Source organism: Flavobacterium aurantiibacter (assembly GCF_002251775.1).
GTDB classification, from domain to species: domain Bacteria; phylum Bacteroidota; class Bacteroidia; order Flavobacteriales; family Flavobacteriaceae; genus Flavobacterium; species Flavobacterium aurantiibacter.
In genome coordinates this window covers 1-11,684 of sequence record NZ_NOXX01000185.1, presented here as the reverse complement: position 1 = coordinate 11,684, position 11,684 = coordinate 1, and the positions used below count along the sequence as shown (strand labels likewise).

At 38.1% G+C, this 11,684-nt stretch carries 8 protein-coding genes; all 8 read right to left on the bottom strand.

The annotated features are described in order from the left end of the window. Positions 1-123 precede the first annotated feature (123 nt). The 8 genes from CHX27_RS06580 to CHX27_RS06545 all read right to left on the bottom strand — a co-directional run bounded on the left by CHX27_RS06580 (position 124) and on the right by CHX27_RS06545 (position 11,651). Entirely contained in the window at positions 124-1,077 is a 954-nt protein-coding gene (locus CHX27_RS06580) for an AAA family ATPase (RefSeq protein WP_094485967.1), read from the bottom strand. Positions 1,078-1,083: 6 nt separating this feature from the next. Beyond that, positions 1,084-2,469: a peptidylprolyl isomerase gene (locus tag CHX27_RS06575; RefSeq protein WP_094485966.1), complete on the bottom strand. Its 1,386-nt coding sequence runs from the start codon at positions 2,467-2,469 to the stop codon at positions 1,084-1,086. A gap of 13 nt (positions 2,470-2,482) precedes the next feature. Further along, positions 2,483-4,441 (bottom strand): peptidylprolyl isomerase, encoded by a 1,959-nt coding sequence (locus CHX27_RS06570; RefSeq protein WP_094485965.1) that lies wholly within the window; start codon positions 4,439-4,441, stop codon positions 2,483-2,485. A 105-nt stretch (positions 4,442-4,546) separates the two neighbouring features. After that, positions 4,547-6,475: an OmpA family protein gene (locus CHX27_RS06565; protein WP_094485964.1), complete on the bottom strand. Its 1,929-nt coding sequence runs from the start codon at positions 6,473-6,475 to the stop codon at positions 4,547-4,549. Positions 6,476-6,492: 17 nt separating this feature from the next. Next, positions 6,493-8,523: an OmpA family protein gene (locus tag CHX27_RS06560; protein WP_317048273.1), complete on the bottom strand. Its 2,031-nt coding sequence runs from the start codon at positions 8,521-8,523 to the stop codon at positions 6,493-6,495. After that, positions 8,456-9,370 (bottom strand): PorP/SprF family type IX secretion system membrane protein, encoded by a 915-nt coding sequence (locus CHX27_RS06555; RefSeq protein ID WP_094485963.1) that lies wholly within the window; start codon positions 9,368-9,370, stop codon positions 8,456-8,458. The genes CHX27_RS06560 and CHX27_RS06555 overlap by 68 nt, the downstream gene beginning before the upstream one ends. Positions 9,371-9,418: 48 nt before the next feature. Beyond that, positions 9,419-11,005: a DUF7507 domain-containing protein gene (locus tag CHX27_RS06550; RefSeq protein WP_133063429.1), complete on the bottom strand. Its 1,587-nt coding sequence runs from the start codon at positions 11,003-11,005 to the stop codon at positions 9,419-9,421. Continuing rightward, the gene (locus CHX27_RS06545; RefSeq protein WP_449403962.1) at positions 10,899-11,651 is read right to left on the bottom strand and encodes a DUF7507 domain-containing protein; all 753 of its coding nucleotides are present in this window, start codon (positions 11,649-11,651) and stop codon (positions 10,899-10,901) included. The genes CHX27_RS06550 and CHX27_RS06545 overlap by 107 nt, the downstream gene beginning before the upstream one ends. Between the last annotated feature and the right edge of the window lie 33 nt (positions 11,652-11,684).

Here is an 11,684-nt window from a genome sequence, read left to right as displayed (position 1 = left end):
GTTCGGCGAAAGCTAATACCGTTTGATTCTAAACAACTTTTGAGGATTTATCAAATAAAAAACGCTCGTCTCTAAAATTATTAAAAACGAGCGTTTAAAATCCGAAATTAGCAATAATCGGTCTTAAAATAGCTTTTCGATTATCGCTTCAATAGTAATATTTTCAGCATCTGCTTTATAATTTTTAACAACACGATGACGCAAGATTCCTACTGCAACGGCTTTAACATCTTCTGAATCTGGCGAAAATTTTCCGTTAAATAACGCATGGGCCTTAGCTGCTAGAATGAGGTTCTGTGAAGCACGAGGTCCAGCTCCCCAATCGATGTAGTTTTTGATAAAATCTGATGCATCTATCGAATTTGGTCGTGTTTTTGAAACTAAACGCACCGCGTATTCAATAACATTATCTGCAACCGGAACACGGCGAATAAGTTCTTGGTAAGAAATTATTTCTTCCGCAGTAAATAACGCTTGAATTTGTGGCTTGTAATCCGAAGTGGTATTTTTTACGACAGCAACTTCTTCTTCAAAACTTGGATAATCAAGCTTAATTGAAAACATAAAACGATCGAGCTGTGCTTCTGGCAAAGGATAAGTTCCTTCCTGCTCTATTGGGTTTTGTGTTGCTAAAACAAAATACGGCAAATCGAGTTTGTAGTTGTGGCCGGCAATGGTAACCGCGCGCTCTTGCATAGCTTCTAGTAAGGCGGCTTGTGTTTTAGGAGGAGTACGGTTAATCTCGTCGGCAAGAATGATATTAGAAAAAACAGGCCCTTTAATAAATTTAAAAGTTCGATTTTCGTCTAGAATTTCGCTTCCTAAAATATCGGAAGGCATTAAATCCGGCGTAAATTGAAGACGCTTAAACTGCAATCCCAAACTTTGTGCGATGGTATTTACCATGAGCGTTTTCGCCAAACCCGGAACGCCAACCAATAAAGCATGGCCACCGGAAAAGATACTGAGTAAAATCTGATCGACTACTTCGTCTTGTCCTACAATCACTTTTGCGATCTCGGACTTCAATGCAAGTCGTTTTTGAACAAGGCTTTGAACTGCTGCTACGTCTGACATTTTGAATTATTTTTTTAACCAATTGCTTTCAAAAAGACAATCGCGGTATTCTCCATTAATTTTTATGAATGTTTCTTTGATTTTCTCATTGGTCCATTTAGCGATGGCTTTAAATTGTTTTTCTTTCAAAGCTAAATCTTTGATTTTGAGGAAATCTTGTGCATAATCGGCGGTATGCGAAGGAATTCGATTGGTAACCGTAATGATTTTGTACATTTTCTTTTGCGTTTGATCGGTATCTAGAAACGGTACTGAAATTTCGCCTTGCTTAAGATTTGACACTTGCGAGTACAATGACGGATCCATTTTTGTAAGATCGAAACGGGTATCGAGTGTTCTAGGGTTTACAAGTTGTCCGCCGTTATTCTTGGTTTCTTTTTCATCGGAAGAGGCTCTTGCAGCATCGCCAAATGTTATATCTCCCGCCAAAATGCGTTTTCGAATTTCGGTAATCTCGTCCTTGGCTTCTTTGAGGGCTTCATCGGAAACTTTAGGGATAAGTAGGATGTGACGCAAATCGACTTCTTGGCCTCTGATTTTTTCGACAAGAATAATGTGATAACCAAATTCGGTTTCAAAAGGTTCGGAAATTTCGCCCTCGTTCAAACTAAAAGCTACGTCTTTAAATTCCTTAACAAAAGGCGTTTTCCGATTCATTTTGTAGTATCCACCGTTCGATTTGGAACCGGGATCTTGTGAATATAAAACGGCTTTCGAAAAGAAACTACTTCCGTTAATAACGTCTCGCTTGAGTTCTTTGAGTTTATCGATTACCTTTTGCTTTTCTTCATCGGAGATTTTTGGCTTGATGACTATTTGTGCTACTTCGACTTCATCGCCGAAAACGGGTAAATCAGCTTTCGGTATTGATTTAAAGTAATTTCGAACCTCTTCCGGTGTAATTTCAACTTTTTCAACAATTTTTTTCTGCATTTCAGAAGCGAGTCGGCTCATCTTTAAAACGTCAAAAAATGTAGATCGAAGTTCTTCTTCGGAGTTTTTCTTGAAGAATTTTACCAATTTGTCCATGCTGCCGATTTGCTCGATCATTACAGACAACTTTTCTTCTAATGTACCATTAATTTCCGCATCGCTTACAACAATACTGTCTTGAACGGCTTGGTGCGCGTAAAGGCGTTCTTCGAGGAGCTTGCCGATCATCTGGCAACGTGTAATCCCATCGATTGAGTTTCGGGTACTTGTGAGTTCCAAGAAGCTTTTATCGATATCGGAATCTAGAACTAAGTAATCCCCAACTGTAGCGACAATTCCGTCGATTTTCTGTTTAGATTTAGGGATCTGAATCGGTTTAACGGTATCCTTTATAATTTCCTGTGCAAATAAGGTTGTGGAAAGAAATACCAACAAGAGCGCATAAAAGCGTTTTTCCATAAGTGAATGTTTACTATTTCAAAGCGGCTTTCACTCGTTCGAAAGCGGCCTGATTTACGTCGATTTTAAAATCTTTTTTAAGGTTTGTTACCCAGTTACTTTCGAGATATTGCTGATAATCGTTGATGATTTTTCCTTTTGCCTCCTCGAAAGTTTTGTCGGCAGCGGGTAGTATTTTCTTTATTTCAATCACGTAGAAGTAATCTCCTTTCTGAAGCACCTCGCTAAGACCTTCTTTCCAGGCAAGTGTTGCTGGATAGGCATCGCTGTTTTCATCAAAAGTACCTTCTGTAATCATGACTGATTTTCCGTCTTTGTTTAGTTCCTTTTTGATGTCTGCAATTGCAGTTTTATTCTTAAGTGCTTTCTTGGTTTTCGTTACTAAATCTTTAGTTACACTTGATGCTATAATACCTTCAAATCTTTTTTTCCAACGGTAAGCGGATTTGTTGCTGTTATAAAAATTCTGCAAACCAATGGTGTCGGTTTTTGCTTTCTGCCAGATTTCTTTCTCCATTAAATCAAAAAGAAGTAAGCCATCTCTATATTCTGTCATAATATCTGCAAATTCAGAAAACTCGTTTTCCAAGTTATTATTGTAATACTCTTGGAGCTTTTCTGCGGTAAATGACTGGTATAGATTTTCTACGAGCTTCGCAATAGGCTTAACATCGGGAGCTGCCTTTTGTCGTTTTTCTACGTATTGAATAAAATCTATTGCTTTATATTGCTGCTTGTCTACAGTATAGATCGTTTTTTCGAAAGCCTTCGTATCTGCCGGCAGCTTCCATTCGCCTTTATAAAAAGAGTCGTCAAAGATTTTTTCTACGGCTTTGTAGGTCTTTTGATCCGTTTTAGGACTATATTTTGCAGTTAGTTTTTCAACCAGGCTATTTGTAATTTTTCGAGATCTTTCGTCCTTTTTGATTCGTGACTCCAAGTCGCTTTTTACCTCCTGAAAAGGTTTCATCGGGAATCTTTGCAAAAACTTCACTATGTGCCAACCGAATTCAGTTTCAAAAGGTTCGCTAATTGCTTTTTCTGCAGACAAGCTAAAGGCAACATCTTCGAATTCTTCAGAAGTTAAATCGCCAGAAGCAAACTTGTTTAAGACTCCGCCTTTTTTCGCGGTAGATTGATCCTCAGAATACATTTCTGCGAGAGTTTCAAACTTCTCCCCTTGCTGCAATTTTTGATAGATTTCGGCTATTTTAACTTTTGCTTTCGCGTCGCCATCAGTATTTCCTGGCTTAGCGATCATGATATGTGCTACGTTCACCTCGCCACGATTAGCTCGTTTTTCTAAAACTTTAATGATATGATATCCAAAACGGGTTCTAACAGGATTCGAAATTTTACCGACAGCAGTTTTATAAGCTCCAGATTCGAATGGATAAACCATTCTAAAAACAGAAAAGAAGCCCAAATCTCCGGAGTTTTCTTTTGCTGATGGATCTTCCGAAAACTCTTTCGCTAATTTTCCGAATTCTTCACCTTTAGTTATGCGATTACGGATTTCTGAAATTTTGTTAAATGCTTTGAGCGTGTCTGCCGGCGACGCATTTTCATCGCATGAAATTAAGATATGAGCGGCTTTAATTTCAAACTTCGAACGCTCATAGGCTTCGGCGACAAGTTCTTCGGTAACCTTAGTATCTGTAAGGTAATTTTTCGCCAATTGCGATCTGTAAGACTTCAATTCGTTTTGGTAGGCAGTCCCGTTTTGCAAACCTAACTTATTAGCTTTTATGATTTTTAGTTTGTAGCCGATATATAAATCTAAATACTGGTTTAGGTCTTTCTGACTCTCATCTTTGACTAGATCAATATTCTTTTTGTAAACGCGTGCAAACTCATCGGTGTAAAAAGGTTCACCATCCACAGTAAACAAAACTTCTTTTGTAATGTTTTGTGCAAAACCTGCAGGGATACTCAATAAAAACAGGCAGAATAAAAGCCATTTAATTTTCATAGATACAATATTTCGAAAATATGTTTAGTGAAGCACGCAAATTTAACAATTCGATTGTGCTACCGATGCCTAAAGCTCAGTATTAACAATTTTTTTAATGGAAAATTATAGGGAGAGAATAATAAACTGTGATCGTCGGTTAGCCTGATGCTCTTCTTCCGAACATTTAACACCATCGACACACTTGTTAATTGGTTGAGATTCACCGTATCCTCTCGCTGAAAGTCGGCTTGCATCGATACCATTATCTATTAACCACTGTCGAGTTGATTGTGCTCGACGATCAGACAACTTTTCATTGTAAGCAGCTGTGGCTCGGCAATCGGTATGGCTTCGAATATCTATTTTCATATTAGGATATTCTATCAAAACTTGTCTAATTTTTTCAAGCTCTATTGCAGCATCGGGACGTATAAATGATTTATCAAGATCGAAATAAATCATTTTGATACCTACTTTTGGAGCGATATCTTCTCCTTTTTGGAAACGAGGTGTTTTTTGTGAGAGCGCGATTTTAGCTGAAACATCTCCAGAGAAATCGGGTGTTTTGACAAGAACTTCATTGGTTTCGTAGGATTGTTTATTAGCTCGCAACGTGTACACGCTTTTACAATTAAGCTCAAAACTAAATCCTCCCTTATCATTTGCGTACATTTCGTCTATGCGTTGCAAATTCTTGTCCAATAAAATAACTTGTGCGTTTGGAAGCGGTTGCTGTGTTTTTTCATCTACTACAACACCTACCACTTTTTGCTTACACTCTAGAGGCTTAATTTCCGTTAATTGATATATATCGTCATCTCCAAATTCTGAGGGACGATTCGATGTAAAAAAACCATTCTTGTTTTTATCGTCAATAATAAAAGCAAAATCATCGAAAGGAGAATTGACGGGTTCGCCAACATTTTGAATTTCCTCTGTAGTTGTCGGACTTTTTAATTTTGTGGCAAATACATCTGTTCCACCGAGACCGGGATGACCGTCACTAGCAAAATATAGTGTATTATCGCCAGTAACAAATGGAAATGTTTCTCTAGATTCGGTATTTATTTCTGGACCAAGCGTTTGAACTTCACCGAAAGTACCATCTTTTTTTATTTCGACTACGTACAGGTCGGACTTACCTACTCCACCTGGACGATCTGAAGCGAAGTATAAATATTTCTCATCAAGACTTAAAGCTGGGTGGGCTGTAGAAAATTCATCGCTATTAAACGGAAGTTCTTCAACATCTCCCCACTTTCCATCGTCAAGAGTTGCTTTGTATATTTTCAATAAAACCTGCTCTCGATTATTTTTGTGTCTTTTGCCGTTCAAATAATTGTTTCGGGTAAAATACATCGTTTTTCCATCTGCGGTAAAAACTGCGCTCGATTCGTTTAAAACCGAATTTACTTTTGAATTAAATCGTTCGGCTTTATTTGCAGATCCATCATTGTCGAAGGACACCTGATAAAAATTAGAGAAGGCTGCGTTGGTCCACTTCATTTTAGATTTAAAGGCACCGCCGGTGTCTCTTGTAGTGGTAAAAACTAGTTTATTTCCAAGAAAAGCCCCACCATAATCTGAATAAGGCGAATTAAACTCGGAGATTTTGATGTTATATCTTCCGGAATTCTGTTTTATTGCTTTTAGGTAATCGTTTTTTTTTAGATAGACATTTGCTCTTTTATCTCCGATATTGAATGCTGCAAACTTATCCATATAGACTTTTGATAAGTCGTAGTCTTCAATGGATTTAAGTGCTTGTGCATAACGATAGAAATATTCAGGATGCTGATCATCGGTTAATGCAAAAAGTTCTTTGTAAGCTTTAGCTGCATTTTCGTAATCGGCGCTGAAATAATAAGCATTACCTAACTTTTGGAAAAGTTCTTTTGATTTATATCCACTTGCTGCGACGCGTTCGTAGATTTTTATTGCATCGAAATAAGCAAAATCATTGAACTGCTGAGTAGCTTGAGCAACTTCTTTTTCCTGCGCTAGACAGAAGCAGGATAAAAAAAGGAAACTTATGACTACCTTGAGCTTCATTATTCCGTTCGCTTAATTTAGAATTCAACAACAATAAATTGTGATCTTCTGTTCATTTGATGTTCAGCTTCGGAACATTTGACGCCGTCGGCACATCTGTTAACTAGTTGCGTTTCTCCATATCCTCGACCAGTAATTCGATCAGGAGAAATTCCGTTTCTAACCAACCATGCTATTGTAGATTTTGCTCGTCGTTCAGAAAGTCTTTGATTGTATTCTTTCGTTTGACGGCTGTCTGTATGTGACCGCACATCAATTTTCATTTTTGGATATTGATTCATGACAGCGAGTACTTTTTCAAGCTCAAATGCCGCGTCTTTTCGTATGAATGATTTATCAAGATCGAAGTAAATAGTCGGAATATCTAAAACATCGCGTTCTGCTAAGTCGGTTCCTTGTTCTATTTTAACAAGACGCTTTTTAAGTGTTAAGGGAATATATGTATTACCTGTAAGTTTCGGCGTGTTGATAGGAATCTCAGTGGTTTCGTAATCTACTTTGTCAGCTCTGACAAAGAGTTTTGTATCGCAATCAACTGTTCCAAAAGAATAAAATCCTTCTTTATTTGTTGTGATCGTTGCGATTTTATCCATATCAGCTGAGAACAGGGTTAACTGGGCATCCACTACAGGCTCGTTTGTATCTACATCACGAAGAATGCCTTCAAGCACTTGCTCACAATTTAACTTTTTAAGTTCTGTAAATTTGTATATATCGTCGAATCCTTTACCACTTTCTCGGTTACTAGTGAAAAAACCGGTTCTACCCACTGGATTCATATAAAATCCGAAATCGTCTTTTCTGCTATTTAGTGGCGTTCCTAAATTTTGTACGCTACCAAAAGTTCCATCGGTTTTAAATTTGGTAACAAATATATCGAGTCCGCCCAATCCAGGATGGCCATCTGAAGCGAAGTATAATTCGCCCTCAGTACTAACAAACGGGAAGGTTTCTCTTCCAGGAGTATTGATTTTTGAACCTAAATTGACTGGGGTTCCGAAGCTACCATCTGGGTTTATTGCAACTTTATATAAGTCTGAAGCTCCAAAACTACCTGGCATATCAGATGCAAAATACATTGTTTTTTCATCGGGAGATAAAGCGGGGTGAGCACATGAATACTCATCACTATCAAATGGCAGTTCAATAACATTAGACCAAGTACCATTAATCCATTTAGCGCGGTAAATTTTAAGTAGGACATCTTTGCTATCATTCCTACGTATTTGGCCGTTTAAGTAGTTATTTCTAGTGAAATACATTGTTGTGCCATCTTTGGTAAAAACAGCAGAAGCTTCATGGAATTTTGAATTTAACTTCTTTCCATAACGTTTTGGATTTCCCAGTGGCGCATCGAAGTCTTCCTTAACATCAGAAGAAAACAGATTTGTAAAATACTTGTTGTTCCACTTAAATTTCTTTTTGGAAAGTCCTCCTGTATCTCTAGCAGTTGCAAAAACTAACTTGTCGCCATTCATAGAAGAACCGTAATCAGAATAAACCGAATTTATACCTGCGTCTTCTACGTAATAGCGTTTAGAATTCATTTTAATAACTTCTAGATAATCGCGATTATCGTTAAACAAAGACGCTCTTTTATCAGCACTAGCGATAGCATTGAATTTTTCAAGATACTTATCGGCTTCTTCATACTTTCCAACAGACTTTAATGAAAGTGCATATCTATAAATGACTTGTTCATTCTGTTCTGAATTTAGGGCAAATAGTTCCCGATATACTGCTTCTGCCTTATCGTATTCGGCGTTAAAGAAATAGGCATTTCCAAGTTTAAGAAACATCTTTTCATCCTTATAACCTTTTTTTGCTACTTTTTCTAAAATTTCAATTGCATCCACATAGGCAAACCTGCTATATTTCTTGTCTGCCTTTTCAAGACTTTTCTTTTGAGCAAAAGAAGCACCTGTTGTTAGGCAAGACAACAACAAGATTAGAACGACTTTAATTTTATTTGACATCATATTAGAAGAATCTTGGCGAGACAATTTTGTCGTAATTTTTAAACAACTCGAAACGTAAAAAGATTTCATGAGAGCCGGAATTGTAATTTGCTAACCTGGTAGTTTCCATATCATACCCATAACCAACAAACCATGAATCATTAACTTGAAATCCTGCCAGTGCACTCATTGCCGCCGACCAGCGATAAGCTACACCCAAAGTAAATTTTTCATTAATAAGGAAGTTACCTGACAAATCGACTTGCAAAGGAGCTCCATTAACCACTTTAGTAAGAAGAGCAGGTTTAAATTTAAGATTTGGATTTAAATCAAAGACGCGTCCGGCTATAAAGTAAAGATGCATTTTTTCGCTTGCTGTACTTGCGGAATTATCGTCGTAATGCAATGTTTCAAGCATGAACGGTATAGATAAACCTACATAGGTTTTGTCACTGTGTAGATAGATACCAGCACCAATATTTGGCGTAAATCGGTTATCAATATTGTTTTGACCAATGCTTGGGCTGTCTCCTGGAAGAACTGTCAATCTTGTAAAATCGACGCTGAGTAAATGTGCAGAAGCTTTAAGACCGAAAGATAATTTATAATCTTCAGAAGTTTTAATCCAATATGAAACATCAACAGAAGCTGTATTTTCATCGGAGATACCAATTCTATCATTAACAACGCTCAGACCTATTCCAAACTTTGAATTGGCTATAGGCGAATGAATAGAGACGTTATTGGTTGTTGGTGCTCCATCTAGACCTACCCACTGCGTTCTATGTAATCCAAATATACTTAAAACACCACGCGAACCCGCATAAGCTGGGTTAACATTCACTGTGTTATACATGTACTGCGTGTATTGAGCATCTTGTTGCGCGTAAGTTGCACAAGCGCTAAACATTAACAATATCCAAATTTTTGCTCTCATTTGTTGTGTATTTGGCCGGGATCCCTGAGAGAGATCCCGGAAAATAGTTTATCGTGTTAAATGTAAGAATCCTGCTTTCTCGATCGGTTGACCTTCTTTTACATATTTCAAGATGTAATAGTAAGTACCCTCTGGCAATCCAGTCGATTTATCAACTGTCACTCGACCTTCTGATATACCTCTGAAGGCTTTGTCTTCATTGTTATAACCTGTTGTTTCGTATACTAATACACCCCAACGGTTGTAAATCATCACTGAATTGTTTGGATAACATTCTATACCTTGAATATGTAAATGTTCGTAACCTGCAATTGTCTGTGAAACTAAGTTATAAACTTTAACTGTACAACCATCAAGAACTATTACAGTTGGATCATCGAAGTTGTTGCTGTCATCATCTGAAATATCTTCAACTATCTCACCATTTGCAGCGACAGCTCTAACAGAAGCTTGGTTAGTAACTTGACCTCTGTCTAAATCCTCTTGAGTTAAATAGTACACTGCTTGAATTCCAGTGAATGACTCGCCCGGAAGTAGCTCAGGAATGGTAACAGGGGTTGGTAGGTTCCAAACAAGTCCTGGCAAGAAGTCATCAGTTATAACTGCGTTGTAAAGAATTGAATTTCCAGTATTTGTTACTGTAAACGTGTACGTAATTGTTTCGTTTACTTGGGCAAATCCGTCGTTATTCAAATCGTTGAATACTCCCGTTTTAACTACAGCTATGTCGTTATTAATAGTACAAAGCGTCGATACTGTAGTGTTGTCATCACCATTTGTATTATCACCATCATCCGATACATCGGTGATCAAGACACCAGCAGGATTCTGGCCAACTACAGTCGCCGTGTTCACAACTTGACAGTTATTAACGTCAGTTTGGGTAATTACATAAGTAGCAGTCAGAGTACCTACTTCACCTGGATTCAACGTTGCTGGAACTAACGCTTGATTAACTGTATTTGTTAGAGCATCGTTAATCACAATGTTAGATATTGTTGCAGTTCCCACATTTGTCACTGTGAACGTGTACGTAATAACGTCGCCCACAACTCCGTCACCACCAACAACAGCTGTTTTGATCAGCGATAATCTTGAGGTTGTTAGCGGAGTAATTGTTGGATTATCATTACCATTATCTGGATTTCCTTCATCTGATACATCTGTAGTGTTTCCACCTCCAGGTATAGATCCTGTAGTACTTGCTGAGTTCAGAACCTGACCTGCATCAATATTAGCCTGAGTGATTGGATAATTAACAGTCAATGTTCCTATTTGACCAGGCAATAGATCTGTTGGCGTAACAGGAACCAGAACTGTGCCAGTCAAAGCGTCATTTACTAATACGTTAGTTACTGTAACATTTCCTGTATTTGTGACTGTGAATGTATAAGTAATAGTCTCTCCTACTTGTGGAACACCATCGGAATTGTTATCATTAAACAATCCTGTCTTCAACATTGTAAGAGATGGAACTTGCGTTAATGGAGTAACCGTTGGGTTATCGTTTCCATTTTCTGTAATACCATCATCTGAAACATCGGTTGTAGTACCTCCGCCAGCAGTAGTTCCTGCAGCAGTAGCTGTGTTTGTAGCCTGACCTGCATCTAAATCTGCTTGAGTCAAGATGTACAATGGAACATCTGGTGTAGTAATCGTTACAGAAGCACCTACTGTNTGGTGTTAGAACTGTAACAGTTGGATTATCACCACCATTTCCTAAAATACCATCGTCTGAAATATCAGTAGTTGTATCTCCACCAGGAGTAGTTCCTGTAACAGTAGCAGTATTTACAGATTGACCTGCATCTAAATCTGCCTGCGTTACGATGTACAACGGAACCTCTGGTGCTGTGATTGTTACAGAAGCACCTACCGCAAGTGTACCCACTGTGAATGGTGTTGCAGATAGCGTGTCGTCGTTGATAACAACGTTGCTCAAAGTAACATTACCTGTATTGGTAACAACAAACGAGTACTGGATGGTATCCCCAACGTTCGCAACTGCTGGATCTCCAACAACAGTGGTATTCAATACTGAGGTCTTAACTAATGTCATCGACGGAGCTGGTGTTAGAACTGTAACAGTTGGATTATCACCACCATTTCCTAAAATACCATCGTCTGAAATATCAGTAGTTGTATCTCCACCAGGAGTAGTTCCTGTAACAGTAGCAGTATTTACAGATTGACCTGCATCTAAATCTGCCTGCGTTACGATGTACAACGGAACCTCTGGTGCTGTGATTGTTACAGAAGCACCTACCGCAAGTGTACCCACTGTGAATGGTGTTGCAGATAGCGTGTCGTCGTT

Bases quoted from the DNA above. Each gene is read 5' to 3' on its own strand.
- CHX27_RS06570 (WP_094485965.1), bottom strand. From the start codon at position 4,441: ATGAAAATTAAATGGCTTTTATTCTGCCTGTTTTTATTGAGTATCCCT.
- CHX27_RS06560 (WP_317048273.1), bottom strand. From the start codon at position 8,523: ATGAAATCTTTTTACGTTTCGAGTTGTTTAAAAATTACGACAAAATTG.
- CHX27_RS06575 (WP_094485966.1), bottom strand. From the start codon at position 2,469: ATGGAAAAACGCTTTTATGCGCTCTTGTTGGTATTTCTTTCCACAACC.
- CHX27_RS06555 (WP_094485963.1), bottom strand. From the start codon at position 9,370: ATGAGAGCAAAAATTTGGATATTGTTAATGTTTAGCGCTTGTGCAACT.
- CHX27_RS06565 (WP_094485964.1), bottom strand. From the start codon at position 6,475: ATGAAGCTCAAGGTAGTCATAAGTTTCCTTTTTTTATCCTGCTTCTGT.
- CHX27_RS06580 (WP_094485967.1), bottom strand. From the start codon at position 1,077: ATGTCAGACGTAGCAGCAGTTCAAAGCCTTGTTCAAAAACGACTTGCA.